Below are 18,203 nucleotides of genomic sequence, written 5' to 3'. Positions count from 1 at the left end.
CGCCGATCTGGGCAGCGAGGCGTCATCGAACCGAGATTCGCCTGACTCTGCAAGGCGTCAGCCCATGCGACGCGCATGGCACGGCCGTTGCGCAAAGGCCCGTAACCCTCAGCCGGAGACGACGCCATGAACGCCCAGGCCATGAAACCTCAGGCTCTGAAAACTCAGGCTCCGAACGCCCGGGCTCCGAACGCCAAAGGACGCCGATCGCCGACACGCCGGCTGGCCCTGGGGACGGTGGCCCTGATCGGGCTGGGTCTGGCCTCGGGCGTCCACGCGGCCGAGACCCTCAAGATCGGCCTCGTCACGGCGCTGAGCGGCCAGTCGGCCAAGTCCGGCGAGGCGATCTCGCGGGGCATCGGGCTGGCCATCGACGAGATCAACGCCGCCGGCGGCGTGCTCGGCCAGCCCCTCGAACTCGTCGCCCGCGACGACGAGGCCAACCCCTCGAAGGGCGTGCTCGCCGCGCGCGAGCTCGTCCAGCGGGTCGGGGTCGTGGCGCTGGTGGGCGGCCTCGACACGCCGGTGTCGATGGCCATCGTCCCCATCGCCAACCAGATGAAGGTGCCTTTCCTCGGCCCCTGGGCGGCGGGCACCGGCATCACCCGCAACGGGGCCGCCGACAACTACGCCTTCCGGGTCTCGGCGGTGGATGCGCTGGTGGACGAGGCGCTGGTGGCCTACGCGGTCAAGACCTACGGCGCCAAGAAGCCGGGCATGATCCTCGTCAACAACGCCTGGGGCGAGTCCAACGAGAAGGGCCTGACCGCCGCCCTGAAGGGCGCGAACCTGCCCGCGGCCGGCATCGAGAAGTTCGAGGCCTCCGACGTCGACATGGTGCCCCAGCTCACCCGGCTGAAGGAGGCCGGCGCCGACGCCCTGTTCATGGTCGGCAACGTCGGCCCCTCGGCGCAGGTCGTCAAATCCCTCGACCGGATGGGCTGGAGCGTGCCGGTGGTCTCGCACTGGGGCCCTGCCGGCGGGCGCTTCGACGAACTGGCCGGCCCGAGTGCCGCCAAGGTCCACTTCATCCAGACCTTCACCTTTGCCGGCAACGCGTCTCCCAAGGCGACCGCGGTGCTGACCGCCCTCAAGGCGAAGTACCCGGCGATCAAGTCGATGGCCGACGTCACCCCGGCGGTGGGCATCGCCAACGCCTACGACGCCACCCACCTCCTGGCGCTGGCCATCAAGGCGGCGGGCTCCGCCAAGGGACCGGAGGTGCGCGACGGCTTCTACAAGGTCGCCACCTATCCCGGCCTGATCAAGACCTACGAAAAACCCTTCGCCCCCGGCCAGCACGACGCGCTCGGGCCGCAGGACTACGTCTTCACCCGGTTCCAGAACGGCGAGATCGTCGCGGTGGGCAACTGAGGGGAGGGGGCGGGCTGCCGGTGGTCCCGTCGCAACCCGATTCCGAGGGCGCAACGTCGTTCGTGCGCCGCGACGGGCTCCCTCTCCCAGGGGGAGAGCGCAGGGGTGAGGGGAGTGACCGTTCCGGAGGGGGCACGCCCCTCAACCTGTCCTTCTCCCCCTGGGAGAAGGGACCCGCGCCCGATCCGGCGTCTCCTGCGGTCCGACGTCCGGCCCCCGCCAACCCGAAAGGCTCCACCCCATGCTGACCGGAACCCTCGTCAGCGGCCTCGGCCTCGGCAGCATGTACGGGCTGATCGCGCTCGGGTTCCACGTCACCTACGTGGTGTCGGGCACCGTCAACTTCGCACAAGGGAGTGCTGTGACCCTGGGCGCGGTGCTCGGCTACGCCCTCGGCGTCACCCTCGGCTGGCCGATGCCGCTGGCCGTGCTCCTGGCGCTCGCCGGCTGCGCGCTGCTCGGCCTCGTGGTGGAACGCCTCCTGGTGCGGCCCTTCGTCGAGCGGGCGTCCGACTCCTGGCTCCTGGCCACCGTGGCCGGCGGCATCGTCCTCGACAACGCCATCCTGTTCACCTTCGGCAAGGAGCCGCGCAGCCTGCCCTCCGTGCTGGCCACCAGGCCCGTGGAGATCCTCGGCACCGGCCTCTATCCCCTGCAGCTCGTCATCCCCGTGGTCGGCCTCGGCGTCGCCTTCGCCATCCGGACGGTGTTCCGCCGGACCGACCTCGGCCGCGTCCTGCTGGCGGTGGCCCAGAACGCCGACGCCGCCCGGCTGATGGGGATCGACGTGCGCCGGACCGTGGCCTGCGCCTATGCCCTCTCGGCGCTGCTCGCCGGGGTGGCGGGCTTGCTGATCGCGCCGCTGTTCTCGGTCTCGGCCGAGATGGGCACCCTGTTCGGCATCAAGGCCTTCGCGGTGGCGATCCTGGGGGGCATCGGCTCGGCCACCGGCGTGGTGCTGGCCGGCCTCCTCTACGGTCTCGCCGAGGCGCTCGTCACCGCCACCCTCGGCTCGACCTACACCCAGATCGTCGTGTTCTCCGTGATCATCCTGGCGCTCGCCCTGCGGCCGGACGGCCTGCTCGGTCGCGCCGCCGTCAACAAGGTCTGAGCGATGCTGCGTTCGCCTCACGCGATGCCGCTGGCCATCGCCGGCCTCACCCTGGCCGGCCTCGCCCTGGTGATGGTCAGTTCCGGCTACGCGCATTTCGTGATCGCCCTCGTCGCGCTCACGGCCATCGCCGGCACCGGCCTCAACGTGCTCCTCGGCCTGACCGGGCTGATGTCGTTCGGCCACGCCGGGTTCTACGCCATCGGCGCCTACGCCAGCGCGATCCTGACGCTGGCCGGGGTGAGCTTCTGGCTGGCGCTTCCGGCCGCCGCGCTGATCGGGGCCGGCATCGGCGGGCTGCTCGCGATCCCGGCGATGCGGGTGAAGGGGCCGTACCTGGCCATGGTCACCATCGCCTTCGGCTTCATCGTCGAGCACGGGCTGATCGAGGGCGGGGCGCTCACCGGCGGCCAGAACGGCCTCGTCGTCACCGGCGGCCCGACCCTGTTCGGCCACGCGTTCCTGGAGCGCGAGCTGGCGCTCCTCTCGGTCCTCGGAGCGGGTGGCGCCCTCTACGGCTTCCACCGCCTGGCGCTGAGCCGCCTCGGCCGTGCCATGCGGGCGGTGCGCGACGCCGATGTCGCCGCCGCCTCCCTCGGGTTCGACCCGGTGCGGGTCAAGACCCTGGCCTTCGCGATCTCGGCGGCGCTGACGGCGCTGGCCGGCGCGGTGCTGCCGCCCCTGATGCTATTCATCGCGCCGAGTTCGTTCCCGTTCTCGCAGTCGATCCTGTTCGTCCTCTCGGTGGTGGTGGGCGGGGCCGGCACGGTGCTGGGGCCGCTGGTGGGCGCCCTCGTGACCGTGCTCCTGCCGGAACTGCTGGCGGGGCTCGCCGAATACCGGCTCCTGTTCTTCGGCCTCGCCACCCTGGTGGTGCTGTGGCTGGTGCCCTCGGGGCTGATCGGGACTTTGGCGCGGCTGTTGCCCAAGCCCGCCCCCGAGCCGCCCCGGCCCTCGCCCGATGTGACGCGCCTCCTCTACCGGCGTGGCGGCGAGCCCCTGGCGATCGAGGGCATCGGCATCGCCTTCGGCGGCATCCGCGCGGCCGAGGGCGTCTCGGTGACGGCCGCCCCCGGCGCCGTCACCAGCCTCATCGGCCCCAACGGCGCGGGCAAGACCACCGTGCTTAACATGGTCTCGGGCTTCTACCGGCCGGACGCCGGCGCCATACGCCTCGCCGGCGCGGATCTCGCCGGTGCGCCCGCCCATGCCATCGCCAGGGCCGGCATCGCCCGCACCTACCAGACCACCCGCCTGTTCGGCTCGCTCAGCGTCCTCGACAACGTCGTCCTCGCCCTCGATCCGGGCCGGCTCTGGCGCTGGCCCCGCGCCGGCGACGCCAGGGACGCCGCCGCCCTCCTCGACTTTGCCGGCTACGAAGGCCGCCTCGACCGGCCGGCCGGGGAACTCCCGCACGTCGACCGTCGCCTCGTGGAGATCGCGCGGGCGCTGGCCGGCCGCCCCCGCGTGCTGCTGCTCGACGAGCCCGCCGCCGGCCTCACCCGGGCCGACACCGACGCGCTCGGCGGCCTCCTGCGCCGCATCGCCGGCTGCGGCATCGCCGTGGTGCTGGTCGAGCACGACATGCCGCTGGTGATGAGCGTCTCCGACCACGTCCTCGTCATGGACGCCGGCCGGCCCATCGCCGCGGGCACGCCCGCCGCCGTCCGCACCGATCCGGCCGTGCTGCGCGCCTACCTCGGCGGGGCCGACACGCCGGCGAGGCCCCGCGAGACACCCTGGCGCGGGCCGGCCGACGCGGTGCTGTTCGCGCAGGGGCTCACCGCCGGCTACGGCGCCGCGCCGGTCCTCGACGCCCTCGCCCTGGAGGTGCGCCCCGGCGAGACGGTGGCGCTGCTGGGCGCCAACGGGGCCGGCAAGTCCACCGCCATGCGCTCCCTCGCGGGCCTGCTGCGCCCGGTCACCGGCACCATCCTGCTCGACGACGTCGCCATCGCGGCGCTGCCGGCCCACCGCATCGCCCGGCTCGGCCTCGCCCTGGTGCCCGAGGGCCGCCAGGTGTTTCCCGAACTCACCGTCATCGAGAACATGCGCCTGGGCGCCCACGGCCGGGCCGAGGCCCTCGACCCCGCCGAGATCGAGGCCCTGCTCGACCGTTTCCCGCGCCTGCGCGAGCGCGCCGGCAGCCGGGCCGGCCTCCTCTCGGGGGGCGAGCAGCAGATGCTCGCCATCGCCCGCGGGCTGATGGCCAAACCCCGCATCCTCCTCCTCGACGAGCCGTCCCTCGGCCTCGCCCCGGCGATGATCAACGCCCTCTACGCCGTGGTGGCGGAGCTGCGCGACCAGGGCGTCACCATCCTCATCGTCGACCAGATGGCGGCCCTGGCGCTCACCGTGGCCGACCGCGGCTACGTGCTCGAACAGGGCCGCGTCGTCACCGCCGGCTCGGCCGCCGAGCTCGCCGCCGACAAGGCCCTGGAAGCGGCCTACCTCGGCGCCGCCTGATCCCTCCACCCCTCACGAAGACACCCCATGGATACGATTCCCGGACACGGCCGCTACGGCTACAGCGCCCTCCCGCAAAGGCCGGTCTACGACTGGCCGCAGGGCAGGCGCCTGGCCGTCTACGTCGCCCTCAACCTCGAGACCTTCGATTTCGGCTCCGGCCTCGGGGCCGAGCTGGCGCCGGGCGGGCCGCAGCCGGACGTGCTGAACTACGCCTGGCGCGACTGGGGCAACCGCGTCGGCGCGTTCCGGCTCGCCGAGGCGTTCGACAGCCTGCGGCTCCCCGCCAGCGTGCTCGTCAACAGCCGGCTCTATGCCGATTGCCCCGGCCTGATCGAGGCGTTCCGGGCACGCGGCGACGAGATCGTCGGCCACGGCCGCACCAACGCCGAGCGCCAGGGCCCCCTCGACGAGGCCGCCGAACGCGCGCTCATCGCCGAGGCCACCGCCACCCTCACCCGTCACGAGGGCCGCGCCCCGGCCGGCTGGCTCGGGCCGTGGATCTCGCAGTCGCGCATCACCCCCGACCTCCTGGCCGAGGCCGGCTACCGCTACCTCCTCGACTGGGCCCACGACGACCAGCCGGTGTGGTTTGCCACCCGCGGCGGCGGGCGCATCCTCTCGGTGCCCTACCCGCAGGAGCTCAACGACATCCCCGCCATCGTGGCGCGCAAGGATTCGGCCCGGGATTTTTCCGACATGATCGTCGACGCCTTCGACGAGATGCTGGCGCAGAGCGCCGCCGCGCCCCTGGTGATGGGCATCGCCCTCCACCCCTACATCGTCGGCCAGCCCCACCGCCTGCGCCCGCTGCGCGCCGCCCTGGCCCATATCGCGTCGCGGCGGGACGACGTCTGGCTGACGACGGCCGGCGGGATCGCGGACTACGCCGGGCGGCTGCCGGAGGTGGGTGGGTGAGGGCTGCGCGTTTCGCTCAATCGGGTTCCGGCCGACACCGCTCCCCTCACCCCGCCTTCCGCCTCGCCGCCCCGCCCTCGACATAAGGCGCCAGCAGGCGTCCGAGGTCGCGGTCGCGGGGGGGCTCGGCGACGATGTGGGCGCGCTCGGCCACCGCGTCGAGGTGGTGGTCCATGAGGGCGATCACCCGCTCGGCGTCCCCCGCCACCAGGGCGGCGACGATCTCGCGGTGCTCGCTCACGGCGCAATCGGAGGAATGGGGCCGGCTGTACAGGGACAGGATCAGGGCGCAGCGATAGCCGAGTTCGCCGACGTAGCGGCCGAGCACCGGGCTGCCGGTCATTTCGGCGAGCAGCAGGTGGAACTCGGTGGCGAGCCGGATCGAGGCGGCCTCGGTGCCGTGGCGGGCGGCATCCTCCTCGTCGATATGGGCGAGCAGCGCCGCCTCCTGGGCCGGGCCGATTCGCCCGACGAGGCGCTGCATCACCAGGCGCTCCAGCGAGATGCGGACCTCGAAGGTGTCGCGCGCCTCCTCCCAGCTCGGGGTCGCCACCACGGCGATGCGGTTGCGGCGCAGTTCCACCAGCCCCTCCGCCGCCAGCTGCCCCAGGGTCTGGCGGGCGATGGTGCGGCTGACGCCGAAGCGCTCGCCCAGCGCATCCTCGGGCAGGCGGTCCCCCGGCAGCAGCGCCCGCTCGACGATGGCCCGGCGCAGGGACCGGCAGATCGACCCGACCTTGCCGGTGCCGTCGTGTGTCTGCGCCTTGGCCGCCATCCGTCCCCCCGTCGATCATGGTTCGTCTTGCGCGCGGTCCTTGCGCATGTTCCTTGCGCGCGCGCCTGTCGGACAACCGTAAGCACGACTGGGACCAGCCCGTCACATCCGGTCACGGCCCCGGCGTGTTCCACGGCCGCGCCACCAGTTCCCGTTCGAGGAAGCCGATCAGCGCGCTCACCCGCGCCGGGCGCAGGGCACCCGGGGGCATCACCAGGTTGAGGGCGATCGGCGGCGGCGCCCAGGCCGTCATCACCCGTTCGAGCCGGCCGGCGGCCAGGTCCTCCCACACCATGAAATCGGGCTGCACGGCGAGGCCGAGGCCCGCCAGCACCGCCGGCGTCAGGGCGTCGGCGTTGTTGGCCCGCAGCGGCCCGCCCGGCACCACGCTCGCCTCCTCGCCGGTCTCGCTCACGAAGCGCCAGCGGTCGGGGCTCGGGAGGTGGGCGTAGCCGAGGCAGGCGTGGTGGGCGAGGTCGGCCGGCGCCTGCGGCCGGCCGTGCCGGTCGAGATAGGCCGGGGCCGCCACCAGCGAACGCCGGATCGGGCACAGGCGGCGCACCCTGAGGCTCGAATCGGCCAGCGCCGCGATGCGCAGGGCGAGATCGAAGCCCTCGCCCACGAGATCGACCACGGCGTCGCTCAGCGCCAGGTCGATCCGCACCTGCGGATGGGCGGCGAGGAAGGCCGGCAGCAGCGGGGCCACGTGCAGCACCCCGAACGACATCGGACAGGCCAGCCGCACCAGGCCGCGCGGCTCGGCCGTGGTGGCCATCGCCAGCGCCTCGGCCGCCTCTCCCTCCGCCAGCAGCCGCGCGGCGCCCTCGCGGGCCTGCCGCCCGGTCTCGGTGAGCGAGAGTTTTCGCGAGGTGCGGTGGAACAGCGGGGCGCCGAGACGCGCCTCGAGCCGGCTCACCGCCTTCGAGACGGTGCCCTTCGACAGGCCGAGGTCGGCCGCGGCCCGCACGAAGGAGCCGGCCTCGGCCACCTTGGCGAAGATCGCCCAGGCCTCGAAATCGGGTAGGCGCATGGCAACCCTGCTTTTGCGAAACGATGGGTTTCCATCGTTTCCGTTTATGCCGGTCCTGACAAGCTCCATATCGGCGTCACGGGGTCCGTCCCACCGGACCGAACGCCCTTCGAAGGAGACATCGTCATGTCCGTCCCCGGCATCCGCCACGGCATCCACCACGTCACCGCCCTGTCCGGCCCGGCCCGGCGCAACCTCGACTTCTACAACCGCGTGCTCGGCCTGCGGCTCGTGAAGAAGACCGTCAACTTCGACGATCCGGGCACCTACCACCTCTACTACGGCGACGAGACCGGCCGGCCCGGCACGATCCTGACGTTCTTCCCCATCGCCCAGGCCGCCCGCGGCCACGTCGGCACCGGCGAGACCGAGGAGACCGCCTTCACGGTGCCGCGCGGCGCCATCGGGGCCTGGATCGACCGCCTGGCCGGCCACGGCATCGCCGTCGATCCGCCGGTGCGCCGCTTCGGCGACACGGTGCTGCGCTTTGCCGATCCCGACGGCATGGCGCTCGCCCTGGTGGGGGTCGACGAGGCCGGGCCGGCACCGGCCCGCAGCGGCGGCGAGGTACCGGCCGGGGAGGCGATCCGCGGCATCCACGGCGTGACGCTGCGGCTCGCCGAGACCGGCCCGACGGCGGCGATCCTCACCGACGTGATGGGCTTTGCCGAGGTCGCCCGCGAGGGCGACGCGGTGCGCTACGCCAGCGGCGCGGATCTCGGCGGGTTCGTCACCCTGCGCGGGGTCGGGGAGGCACAGCGCGGCCGGGCCGGGGCCGGCTCGGTCCACCACATCGCCTTCCGTGCGGCCGACGATGCCGAGCAGGCGGCGATGGTGGACAGGCTCACGCGGGACCACGGCCTCGCCGTGACCGAGCAGCGCGACCGCCAGTACTTCCGCTCGGTCTACCTGCGCGAGCCCGGCGGCATCCTGTTCGAGATCGCCACCGACGTCCCGGGCTTTGCCGTCGACGAGCCGGTGGCCGACCTCGGCGGGGCGCTCAAGCTGCCGGCCTTCCTCGAGGCCCAGCGCGCCCGCATCGAAGGCGTGCTGCCCGCCCTCGCCTGACCGCGACCGCCCCCGCGCCGCCACGACCGGCGCGGGGGCGACATCGCCGAATCCCCTGCAGGAGCCCGCCATGACCGCCGCCACCCTCGGTTTCGTCCATCGCTTCGCGCCCGCCACGGTGCCGGGGCGCCCTGCCCTCCTGCTCCTCCACGGGACAGGGGGCGACGAGGGCGACCTGCTGCCGCTCGGGCGGGCGATCGCCCCCGGGGCGGCCCTGCTGTCGCCGCGCGGGCCGGTGCTGGAGCGGGGCATGCCGCGCTTCTTCCGGCGTCTGGCCGAAGGGGTGTTCGACGAGGCGGACGTGGAACGCCGCGCTCGTGACCTCGCCGATTTCGTCGTCGCCGCGCGGGACGCCTACGGGATCGGCCGGCCGATCGCGGTGGGGTTCTCCAACGGCGCCAACATCGCCGCCGCGACCCTGCTCCTGCGGCCCGGCGTGCTCGCGGGCGCCGTGCTCCTGCGCGCCATGGTCCCCTTGCGCGCCTGGCCGGAGGCGGATCTCGCCGGGCTGCCGGTGCTGGTGCTGTCGGGGGCGACCGACCCGATCGTGCCGCAGGAGAACGCGGGGCGCCTGGCCTCCGGGCTGGCGCAGCGCGGTGCGCGGGTGGAGCACCGGGTGCTGCCCGGCGGCCACGGCCTGACCGCGACCGACGCGACGCTGGCGGCCGATTGGCTCGGGCGGCGGGAGGCGGATGCCGCCTGACGGGGGCGTCGTCCTCGCCGTTCCCGCGTTCGGCCCTACCTTGTGACGGGGACGCCCGGTTCCCCGCGCGTCGGACACGGATCCCGTCATGATTGCCTTCTACGATCGACAGGGACGGGCGACCGCCTTCTGCGAGGACGGCGCATCCCTCTACTTCTGGGACGGGCGGCCCGCCGCCTACCTCGACGGCGACATGGTGGTCGACTACGGCGGGCGCCCCATCGGCTGGCTGCAGGACGGCTGGATCACCGACCTCGACGGGCACGCGATCCTGTTCGAGAGCGACGCGATCCGCGGCCCGGCCAAGCCCGAGCGCCTCGCCAAGGCCGTGCCCGCCCCGCGCCGGCCGCGCCCGGCCAAGGCCGACCGCACCGGCGAGGCTCCGCCGCGCCGGCCGGTGTCGAGCACGTCCTGGTCCGAGCGCAGCTTTTCGCAACTGCTCTGATCCCCGTCGCCTCGCGATGCCGGCGTCGCGAGGACGACGGCATCGTCGGGCGTGCCGACTCCGGCCGACGGGATGGTCCGGCCCCTTGCGTGCCCCCCGGGCATCCGGTACGGCGGGACGCGCCGATGCGTCTCCATCCAACGCCTTGAGGGGACGCGGTTTTTGGTCGGGAGCCGGCGGCCTTCGTCCCGAACCCCGCTGAGGACCGTCCCATGGCAGCCCCGCGCGCATTGATCACGGGAGTGACCGGGCAGGACGGCGCCTACCTGGCCCAGCTGCTGCTCGACAAGGGCTACGAGGTCTTCGGCGTCGTCCGTCGCTCGAGCCACGCTGGCATCTACGACCACCGCCTGAAGTGGCTCGGCATCGCCGACCACGTCCACATGCTCGACGGCAACCTCATCGATCCCTCGAGCCTGTCGCGGATCGTGCACCAGGTCCAGCCGGACGAGATCTACAACCTGGCCGCCCAATCCTTCGTCACGGCCTCGTGGCAGCAGCCGATCCTGACGGGCCAGGTCACCGGGCTCGGCGCCGTCCACCTCCTGGAATGCGTCAGGAACCTCAAGCCCGACACCCGCTACTACCAGGCCTCGTCCTCCGAGATGTTCGGCCTGATCCAAGAGGAAGTGCAGAACGAGGCGACGCCGTTCTATCCGCGCTCGCCCTACGGGGTCGCCAAGCTCTACGCCCACTGGATGACCGTGAACTTCCGCGAGAGCTTCAACCTCCACGCCTCGAACGGCATCCTGTTCAACCACGAATCGCCCCTGCGCGGGGTCGAGTTCGTGACCCGCAAGGTCACCGACGGGGTGGCGCGGATCAAGCTCGGCCTCGCCGGCGAGCTGCGGCTCGGCAACATCGACGCCAAGCGCGACTGGGGCCACGCCAGGGACTACGTCCGGGCGATGTGGCTGATGCTGCAGCAGGACACGCCGGACGACTACGTCATCGCCACCGGCCGCACCACCACGGTGCGCGACATGTGCGAGATCGCCTTCCGCCACGTCGGACTGAGCCACGAGGACCACGTGGTCGTCGACCCGGCCCTGTACCGGCCGGCGGAGGTCGACGTGCTCCTCGGCGACCCCGCCAAGGCGAACCGGACCTTCGGCTGGAAGGCGCAGATCACCCTCGAGGAGATGATCACCGAAATGGTGGACGCCGATCTCGCCCGGTTGCGCAAGGCCGGGTGACGGCCGCGCCGGGACCGTTCGGTGTCATCGGACGAACGCAGACGGGCTATGGAGCGGAGGACGACGACGTGAGGCGCATCCTCGTCACCGGCATCAACGGGTTCGTCGGGCGCCACGCCGCCCCCGCCTTCGTGCGGGCCTTTCCCGATGCGTGCCTCCTGGGAATCGGGAGAACGGCGGCGGCCGCCCCTGTCCCGGGCATCCCCGCGCCGCCGATGGCCTATCGCGACACCGACCTCGCCGACGGCGCGGCGGTCCGGGACGTGATCGGCGCGTTCCGGCCCACCGACGTGCTCCACCTGGCGGCGGCGTCTTCGGTCCAGCAGTCGGAAGGCGCGCGCGCGGGCACCTGGCGGGCCAACGTCGGCGACCTCGTCACCCTGGCCGAGGCCGTCGCCGACCTGGCGCCGGGGGCACGCTTCTTCTTCGCGAGCACCGGCGAGGTCTACGGACGCGCCTTCCTCGATGGCTGTCCCGTGAACGAGGCGACCCCGCCGCAGCCCGCCGGCACCTATGCCCGCACCAAGCGGGTCGGCGAGGAGGTGCTGACCGACATCCTGCACGGGGGTGGCCACCGGGTCGTGCTGATGCGGCCGTTCAACCACAGCGGCCCGGGCCAGGACGAGCGCTTCGTCGTTCCCTCCTTCGCCGCGCAGATCGCCCGGATCGAGGCCGGGGTGACGCCCCCGGTGATCGCGGTCGGCGACCTCGACGCGCGGCGCGACTTCCTCGACGTCCGCGACGTCGTCTGCGCCTACGTGGCCCTCGTCGAGAAGGCCGAGGGCCTGCCCGGCCTGTCGGTGTTCAACATCGCCTCGGGCGAGGCGCGCCGGATCGGCGACATCCTCGAGGCCCTGCGCCGGCTGTCGCGGCGGCCCTTCGAGGTCCGGGTCGCGCCCGAGCGGATGCGGCCGTCCCAGATCCCGGTGGCCAGCGGCAGCGCCGCCGCCCTCACGGCGGCGATCGGCTGGACGCCGGCCGTGCCCTGGGAGGATACCCTTCTGTCCGTCCTGGAGGATGCCCGCCGCCGCGTCGGCGCGGACCCGACCCGGCCGGTGACCCCTCCATGACGACGCGCGCTCCAGACGAAGGCTCGGTGATGACGGACATGCCCACTCCCCTGATCCTCCCGGTGATCCTGTGCGGCGGCTCGGGCACGCGCCTGTGGCCGGCCTCCCGCGAGAGCATGCCCAAGCAGTTCACCGCCCTGGTGAGCCCGGCGAGCTCGACCTTCCAGGAGACCGCCCGGCGCGTCGGCGACGCGGCGAGCTTCGGGCGGCCCACGGTGATCACCTCCAGCGACGCCCGCTTCATCGTCGCCGAGCAGCTCGCCCAGGCCGGCATCGCCGCCGACATCCTGCTCGAGCCCGAACGGCGCGATTCCGCCGCCGCCGTGGCGGTGGCCGCCCTGCACGCCGCGGCCACCGCGGCGGACGCGGTGGTGCTGATCATGGCCGCCGACCACGTCATCGGCGACACCGCCGCCTTCGCCGCGGCGGCGCGGGCGGCGGCCGAGGGCGCGCGGGCCGGCTACATCATGACCCTGGGCATCGAGCCGACGCGGCCGGCCACCGACTACGGCTACATCCGCCGGGGCCGCCCGCTGGAGGGCGACGGCGCGGCCTGCACCGTCGCGCGCTTCGTCGAGAAGCCGGACGCGGCCGGTGCCGAGGCGCTGATCGCCGACGGGGCGCTGTGGAACTCCGGCTACTTCCTGTTCCGCGCCGACGTGATGATCGCCGAATTGCGCGCGCACGTCCCCGAGATCCTGGAGGCCGCCGAGGGCGCCCTGGCGCAGGCGACCCGCGACCTCGACTTCATCCGCCTCGACGCCTCGGCCTTTTCCCGCGCGCCCAAGACCTCCATCGACTACGCGGTGATGGAACGCACCACCCATGCCGGCGTCCTGCCGGTCTCGTTCCCGTGGTCGGACGTCGGCACCTGGGACGCGGTCTGGTCCGTGCTCGACAAGGACCCGGACGGCAACGCCGTGCGCGGGCGGGTCGAGCTGCTCCACACCCGCGGCAGCCTCGTCCACAGCGAGGGCGAGCACCTGACCACGGTGGTCGGCCTCGACGACGTGGTGGTGGTGACCACCGCCGACGCGGTGCTCGTCACCTCCAAGGCCCGCTCCGGCCTCGTCAAGGACCTCGTCACGGTCCTGCGCGACAAGGCGCATCCGGAGGCGGACGCCCATCGCCGGATCTACCGCCCGTGGGGCTGGTACCAGCGCATCGACATCGGCGAGCGCTTCCAGGTTAAGCGCATCATGGTGACCCCGGGCGGGCGGCTCTCCCTGCAGAAGCATTTCCACCGGGCCGAGCACTGGGTGGTGGTGCGCGGCACCGCCGAGGTCACCCTCAACGGCAGCGTCGCCCTCGTCCACGAGAACGAGGCGATCTACCTGCCGATCGGCGCGATGCACCGCCTCACCAACCCGGGCAAGATCCCGCTGGAACTCATCGAGGTCCAGGTCGGCTCCTACACCGGCGAGGACGACATCGTCCGCGTCGAGGACATCTACGGGCGCTGAGCCCGAGATCCCGATCCGCCCGCCATCACCGCGCGAAAAATCCGGTCGGGGGCGAAGGGGGTCTGGGTGAGGCGGGCGCCGGTGGCGTCGCGGATGGCGTTGGCCAGAGCCGGGGCGACCGGGTTGAACGGGCTCTCGCTCATCGACTTGGCGCCGAGCGGCCCGATGCCGTCGTGGGTGTCGGCGAACAGCACCGTGGTGCGGGGCACGTCGGCGAAGGACGGGACGTGGTAGTCGCGCAACGTCCGCGTCGTCACCGCGCCCGCGTCGTCGATCCGCATGTCCTCGTAGAGGGCCGCCCCCAGGGCCTGCGCCACGCCGCCCTCGATCTGGCCGCGGCACTGCATCGGGTTCATCACCCGGCCCGCGTCCGCCGCCTGGACGCTGTCGAGGATGCGGACCTCGCCGCTGAGGCGGTGCACCGCCACCCGGAACCCCTGGACGTTGAAGGCCACCGAGCGCGGCGTCCCGTCGGCCCGGCCATGCCCGACGAGGGCGCTCTCCCGCGCCAGGTCGGCGAGCGCCACGGCGCCGCCCGGCACCGCCACGGCGTCGATCCCGAGCCGGCAAACCTCGGCCGCGACCCCGGCACGGGCGGCGGCCGCGGCCCGGATCGCCTCGGCGAGCGCGGTGGCGGCGCGCAGGCTCGCCTGTCCCGCCACCACGATGCCGGTGCTGCCGTAGGCGCCGGTGTCGTGGCCGACCGCGTCGGTGTCGGCCTGCCGGATTGCGATCCGGTCCGGCGTGGTGCCGAGCGCCGAGGCGGCGATCTGGCCGAGGACGGTGGTGGTGCCGTTGCCGAACTCGGCGGTGCCGACGGACAGCGCGTAGCGCCCCTCGGGGGTGAGCGCGACGCTCGCCTCGGCGACATGCCCACGCGGCGGGATGGTGTCGATCATCGCCATCGCCATGCCCTCGCCGGTGAGCCAGTCGGGGGAGGGGGGAACGGCCGGCGGCATCGCCGCCAAGGCCTCCTCCACCCGGTCGAGGCACTGGTCGAGCCCGTAGCTGCCGTAGGCGACGTCGTGCGGCGCCAGGCTCGTGGAGACCATGGCGTCGCCGGGCCGCACGACGTTGAGGCGCCGCATCGCGAAGGGGTCGATCCCGAGGCCGCGGGCGAGCTCGTCCATGGCCGATTCCACCGCGAACACCGTCTGGCTAAGGCCGTAGCCGCGGAATGCCCCGGCGGGCACGGTGTGGGTGTGGACCGCGTAGGCGTCGACGCGCTTGTTGGGGCAGCGGTAGACCCCGATCACCTCGTTGCAGCCGTGGTGGATGACGCCGCCGGCGTGGTTGCCGTAGGCGCCGGTGTCGGAGACCACGTGCAGGGCGATGGCGGTGAGCGTCCCGTCCCGCAGGGCGCCGATCTTCACGCCCACCCGCATGGCATGGCGGCTGGTGGCGCCCACGAACTGCTCCTCGCGCGTCGTCTCCCAGGCGACCGGCCGGCCGGTGGCGAGCACGGCCAGCGCCACGAGGTCTTCCGTCAGCATCTCCTGCTTGCCGCCGAATCCGCCCCCGACCCGGCCGCAGACCACCCGCACCGCCTCGGGCGCGAGGTCGAACAGGTCGGCCAGGGCGTCGCGGGTCAGGAACGGCACCTGGGTGCTCGAGCGGATCACCAGGCGGCCGGCCGCGTCCCGCCAGCCGATGGCGGCGTGGGTCTCGAGATGGGCGTGCTGCACCCTTTGCGAGACGTAGGTGCCCTCGTGGATCAGGTCGGCCTGCGAAAAACCCGCCGCGACGTCGCCGATCTCGCCGTGGACTTCCGCAGCGAGGTTGGGGTGGGGGCCGGCGGCGACGCCGGGCCTGGCGTGGACCGGCGGCGCCTCGGGCATGAGGGCGGCTCGCGGGTCGAACACCGCCGGGCGCACCGCGTAGTCGACGACGAGGGCGGCGCAGCCGGCCTCGGCCGCCGCCTCGCCCAGCGCCACCACCGCCGCCACGCGCTGGCCGACGAAGCGCACCACATCATCGAGCACCCGCGTGTCGCTGGCGTCGTCCAGCGGGTCCTGGTGGCGGCCGGTGGAGAAGCGCTTCGCCGGCGCGTCATCGTGGGTGAGGACCGCGACCACGCCGGGCACGGCCAGGGCGGCGGCCCGGTCGATGCGCAGGACGCGGGCATGGGCATGGGGCGAGCGCAGCACCTTCATGTGCAGCATGCCCTCCAGCGGAACGTCGAGGGTGTAGCGGGCGGTGCCCGAGACCACCGCCGCGCCGGCCGGGGCGGGGAGGTTGCGCCCGCACGGGTCGGCCGCCCCATCGGTGTCCCGGTCGACGTGGCCGATCCCGGCGATGGCGTCGCCGATCGCCCGGTAGCCGGTGCAGCGGCACAGGTTGCCCTTGAGGGCGGTGGCCAGATCCCGGCGCTGGCCCTGGTCGAGGGCGGCGGCCGTCATGATCATGCCCGGCGTGCAGAAGCCGCACTGGAAGCCTTGAGCGGCCAGGAACGCCTCCTGCATCGGGTGCAGCACCGCCGGCGGGCCCTCGCCCGGCCGGCACGGGCCGGCCAGCCCCTCGCCCGGCCGGCATGAGCCGGCCAGCCCCTCGCCCGGCCGGCATGAGCCGGCCAACCCCTCGATGGTGGTGATCGCCCGGCCCTCGGCCCGGAACGCCGGGACGAGGCAGGAGTGGACCGGCTCGCCGTCGAGGTGGACGGTGCAGGCGCCGCAATCGCCGGCGTCGCAGCCCTTCTTGACCCCGTACCAGCCGTGCTCGCGCAAAAGCGTGCGCAGGCACTGGCCGGGGCGCGGCGCGGCCTCTCGCACCTCGCCGTTGACGGTGAGGATCATGCCCGTCCCTCCCTCGCCATCTCGGCGCGGATCTCCTCGGCCAGCACCAGGGTCATGTGCCGGCGCCAGTCCGGCGCGCCGTGGACGTCGTCGTGATAGGCCGCCTCGGGGATCGCGGCCGCGATGGCCTCCCGCAACGCCCCCGCCTCCGGGCAGGCCGGAAAGGCGAGGCGGAACGGCCGCCGGGTCGCGGCCGTCACCGTGAGGGCGACGCCGCCGTCAGCGTCCAGCGTACCGACGAGCAGGGCGCCCGAACGGCCGTTGGGGCTGAGCGACACCTGCCGGAACGCGGTCCGCCGCCGCAGGGCCGCCGCCGGCAGGTCGATGCGGCGCAGGACCTCGCCCGGTGCCAGGGCCACCGTTTGGGCGCCCACCACGAAATCGAGGATGCCGACCCTGCGCTCGCCGCCGTCGGGCGTCCAGACCACGCAGGTGCTCTCCAGGGCCGTCGCCAGGGCGATCATCGGGGCGGCCGGCAGCGCCAGGCAGACGTTGCCGCCGACCGTGGCCAGGGTCCAGATCTTGAACGACCCGAGCAACGCCCGGCAGCAGCGCCCGACCAGGGGGGCGGCGACCCAGGCGGGCGGCAGCTCGATCCGGTCGAGGGCGGCGATGGTGCAGGTCGCCGCCAACGACAGGCCCTCGTCGCTGATCGCGTGATCCGGCCAGCCGAGGCGGGTGAGGTCGACGAGCCGGGTCAGGGCCGGCTGGGCTTGCGAGAACAGCCACGTCCCGCCCGCGAGCCAGGCGTCGCCCGGCCGCCAGCCGGTCAGTTCCTCCCGCGACCGGGGCGTCGCGACGGCCGCGATGGTGTTCAGGTCCAAGGCGCTCCCCCTCCTACCCTGCCGCCTCGATCGCCGCCTCGCGGGGAGGGGAGAGACCTTCACGCCGCCGGCCGCGCGGGAACCGAGCTGCGCAGGACGCCGGTCCCGGTACGCGATCCGATGCAAGGTCCTTGCCCGGTCCGCCCGTGAAGCGTCGGGCCGACGCCCGAGTTTTCACGTGGAACGCGGGCGGCCTCAGGTCGGGCCGGGTTCGCCCCGGCGCAGCAGGAACACCCCCTGCGCACCCATCAAGTTCCACACCCACCACGGCATGGCAAAGCGCATCGGCCGGCCCCTGGCGTTCAGGGCCTGGGCGGTCTCGATGCGGGCGCCGACCACCCGGCACAGACCGACGAAGTCGCGGATGGTGCAATGGTGGATGTTCTGGGTCTCGTACCAGGCCTCCGGCATCAGGGTCGTCACCGGCATGCGCCCGCGAAACCCCAGTTCGGCCCGCACCCGCCAATGCCCGAAGTTCGGGAACGAGATCACCACCTGCCGGCCGATCCGCAGCAGGTGTTCGAGGACGATGCGCGGGTTGCGCGTCGCCTGGATCGTCTGGGACAGGACCACCACGTCGAAGGCGTCGTCGGGGTAGTTCTCGAGGTCGGTGTCGGCGTCGCCCTGGATCACCGGCAGGCCGCGGGCCAGGCACGCGTTGACGCCCTCGCGCGACAATTCGATGCCGCGCCCATCGACCCCGCGCCGGTCGCGCAGGAGCGCCAGCAGCGAACCGTCGCCGCAGCCGATGTCGAGCACCCGGGCGTTGGGCGGCACCAGGCCGAGCACGATCAGGTGATCGATGCGCGCGCCGTCGTCATGCGGCAGTGCGCCGATGCCCTGCCAGGGGGCGGGGGAAAGGGATGGGGAGCGGCTCATCGTCATGAGGCGGCACCCGCCGGCGTTCCGTCCCGCTCCCTCCTCCCGAGGCCGCTCACGCGGCACCTTAGGATGAGGAGGTGGGCGGG

General features: G+C 73.4%; 15 protein-coding genes. 10 read left to right on the top strand and 5 right to left on the bottom strand.

The annotated features are described in order from the left end of the window. Positions 1-126: 126 nt before the first annotated feature. The 4 genes from ASG59_RS14140 (at position 127) to ASG59_RS14125 (ending at position 5,869) form a co-directional block, all read left to right on the top strand. Positions 127-1,374, top strand: a complete 1,248-nt coding sequence (locus ASG59_RS14140) for an ABC transporter substrate-binding protein (protein ID WP_244475717.1) — start codon at positions 127-129, stop codon at positions 1,372-1,374. Between the two features lie 241 nt (positions 1,375-1,615). After that, positions 1,616-2,485: a branched-chain amino acid ABC transporter permease gene (locus tag ASG59_RS14135; protein WP_055880517.1), complete on the top strand. Its 870-nt coding sequence runs from the start codon at positions 1,616-1,618 to the stop codon at positions 2,483-2,485. Positions 2,486-2,488: 3 nt separating this feature from the next. Beyond that, positions 2,489-4,951, top strand: coding sequence for a branched-chain amino acid ABC transporter ATP-binding protein/permease (locus tag ASG59_RS14130; protein WP_056409495.1), 2,463 nt, complete (start codon positions 2,489-2,491; stop codon positions 4,949-4,951). A 27-nt stretch (positions 4,952-4,978) separates the two neighbouring features. Further along, positions 4,979-5,869 (top strand): polysaccharide deacetylase family protein, encoded by an 891-nt coding sequence (locus tag ASG59_RS14125; protein ID WP_056409492.1) that lies wholly within the window; start codon positions 4,979-4,981, stop codon positions 5,867-5,869. Positions 5,870-5,915: 46 nt separating this feature from the next. On the opposite strand, the gene ASG59_RS14120 is transcribed toward ASG59_RS14125, so the two are convergent. Then, a complete protein-coding gene (locus tag ASG59_RS14120; RefSeq protein WP_056409490.1) occupies positions 5,916-6,644 on the bottom strand; it encodes a GntR family transcriptional regulator in 729 nt (242 codons plus the stop codon). Positions 6,645-6,756: 112 nt separating this feature from the next. Beyond that, positions 6,757-7,674 carry a LysR family transcriptional regulator gene (locus ASG59_RS14115; protein WP_055880506.1) on the bottom strand — a complete coding sequence of 306 codons (918 nt, stop codon included), beginning with the start codon at positions 7,672-7,674 and terminating at the stop codon, positions 6,757-6,759. Positions 7,675-7,800: 126 nt separating this feature from the next. On the opposite strand from ASG59_RS14115, the gene ASG59_RS14110 reads away from it, so the two are divergent. The 6 genes from ASG59_RS14110 (at position 7,801) to ASG59_RS14085 (ending at position 13,619) form a co-directional block, all read left to right on the top strand. Beyond that, positions 7,801-8,742 carry a ring-cleaving dioxygenase gene (locus ASG59_RS14110; protein ID WP_056409488.1) on the top strand — a complete coding sequence of 314 codons (942 nt, stop codon included), beginning with the start codon at positions 7,801-7,803 and terminating at the stop codon, positions 8,740-8,742. A 70-nt stretch (positions 8,743-8,812) separates the two neighbouring features. Beyond that, entirely contained in the window at positions 8,813-9,445 is a 633-nt protein-coding gene (locus ASG59_RS14105) for an alpha/beta hydrolase (RefSeq protein WP_056409486.1), read from the top strand. Between the two features lie 88 nt (positions 9,446-9,533). Further along, complete coding sequence (locus ASG59_RS14100) at positions 9,534-9,890, top strand: 4-fold beta flower protein (protein WP_055880497.1); 357 nt, start codon at positions 9,534-9,536, stop codon at positions 9,888-9,890. Between the two features lie 212 nt (positions 9,891-10,102). Further along, entirely contained in the window at positions 10,103-11,086 is a 984-nt protein-coding gene (gmd, locus tag ASG59_RS14095; RefSeq protein WP_056281456.1) for a GDP-mannose 4,6-dehydratase, read from the top strand. Between the two features lie 68 nt (positions 11,087-11,154). Next, positions 11,155-12,156 (top strand): GDP-mannose 4,6-dehydratase, encoded by a 1,002-nt coding sequence (locus ASG59_RS14090; protein WP_056409674.1) that lies wholly within the window; start codon positions 11,155-11,157, stop codon positions 12,154-12,156. Positions 12,157-12,194: 38 nt separating this feature from the next. Beyond that, positions 12,195-13,619 carry a mannose-1-phosphate guanylyltransferase/mannose-6-phosphate isomerase gene (locus ASG59_RS14085; protein ID WP_156399258.1) on the top strand — a complete coding sequence of 475 codons (1,425 nt, stop codon included), beginning with the start codon at positions 12,195-12,197 and terminating at the stop codon, positions 13,617-13,619. Here ASG59_RS14085 and ASG59_RS14080 read toward each other — a convergent pair. The 3 genes from ASG59_RS14080 to metW form a co-directional block, all read right to left on the bottom strand. Next, positions 13,607-16,411 (bottom strand): molybdopterin-dependent oxidoreductase, encoded by a 2,805-nt coding sequence (locus ASG59_RS14080; RefSeq protein WP_056409482.1) that lies wholly within the window; start codon positions 16,409-16,411, stop codon positions 13,607-13,609. The genes ASG59_RS14085 and ASG59_RS14080 overlap by 13 nt on opposite strands. Then, a complete protein-coding gene (locus tag ASG59_RS14075) occupies positions 16,408-17,235 on the bottom strand; it encodes an FAD binding domain-containing protein (RefSeq protein ID WP_056409481.1) in 828 nt (275 codons plus the stop codon). The genes ASG59_RS14080 and ASG59_RS14075 overlap by 4 nt, the downstream gene beginning before the upstream one ends. A gap of 195 nt (positions 17,236-17,430) precedes the next feature. Next, the gene (gene metW / locus ASG59_RS14070) at positions 17,431-18,120 is read right to left on the bottom strand and encodes a methionine biosynthesis protein MetW (RefSeq protein ID WP_055880476.1); all 690 of its coding nucleotides are present in this window, start codon (positions 18,118-18,120) and stop codon (positions 17,431-17,433) included. Positions 18,121-18,203: the final 83 nt, after the last annotated feature.

Origin of the sequence: Methylobacterium sp. Leaf466 (assembly GCF_001425565.1) — a bacterium.
In the GTDB taxonomy this organism is placed as follows: domain Bacteria; phylum Pseudomonadota; class Alphaproteobacteria; order Rhizobiales; family Beijerinckiaceae; genus Methylobacterium.
The sequence above is the reverse complement of the archived record's forward strand: the minus strand, read 5'-3'. Positions and strand labels throughout refer to the sequence as shown.

What these genes read in the sequence shown, in the direction of transcription:
- gmd (WP_056281456.1), top strand. Translation starts at nt 10,103, where the DNA reads ATGGCAGCCCCGCGCGCATTGATCACGGGAGTGACCGGGCAGGACGGC.
- metW (WP_055880476.1), bottom strand. Translation starts at nt 18,120, where the DNA reads ATGACGATGAGCCGCTCCCCATCCCTTTCCCCCGCCCCCTGGCAGGGC.
- ASG59_RS14135 (WP_055880517.1), top strand. Translation starts at nt 1,616, where the DNA reads ATGCTGACCGGAACCCTCGTCAGCGGCCTCGGCCTCGGCAGCATGTAC.
- ASG59_RS14110 (WP_056409488.1), top strand. Translation starts at nt 7,801, where the DNA reads ATGTCCGTCCCCGGCATCCGCCACGGCATCCACCACGTCACCGCCCTG.
- ASG59_RS14140 (WP_244475717.1), top strand. Translation starts at nt 127, where the DNA reads ATGAACGCCCAGGCCATGAAACCTCAGGCTCTGAAAACTCAGGCTCCG.
- ASG59_RS14115 (WP_055880506.1), bottom strand. Translation starts at nt 7,674, where the DNA reads ATGCGCCTACCCGATTTCGAGGCCTGGGCGATCTTCGCCAAGGTGGCC.
- ASG59_RS14105 (WP_056409486.1), top strand. Translation starts at nt 8,813, where the DNA reads ATGACCGCCGCCACCCTCGGTTTCGTCCATCGCTTCGCGCCCGCCACG.
- ASG59_RS14080 (WP_056409482.1), bottom strand. Translation starts at nt 16,411, where the DNA reads ATGATCCTCACCGTCAACGGCGAGGTGCGAGAGGCCGCGCCGCGCCCC.
- ASG59_RS14100 (WP_055880497.1), top strand. Translation starts at nt 9,534, where the DNA reads ATGATTGCCTTCTACGATCGACAGGGACGGGCGACCGCCTTCTGCGAG.
- ASG59_RS14125 (WP_056409492.1), top strand. Translation starts at nt 4,979, where the DNA reads ATGGATACGATTCCCGGACACGGCCGCTACGGCTACAGCGCCCTCCCG.
- ASG59_RS14130 (WP_056409495.1), top strand. Translation starts at nt 2,489, where the DNA reads ATGCTGCGTTCGCCTCACGCGATGCCGCTGGCCATCGCCGGCCTCACC.
- ASG59_RS14120 (WP_056409490.1), bottom strand. Translation starts at nt 6,644, where the DNA reads ATGGCGGCCAAGGCGCAGACACACGACGGCACCGGCAAGGTCGGGTCG.
- ASG59_RS14085 (WP_156399258.1), top strand. Translation starts at nt 12,195, where the DNA reads ATGCCCACTCCCCTGATCCTCCCGGTGATCCTGTGCGGCGGCTCGGGC.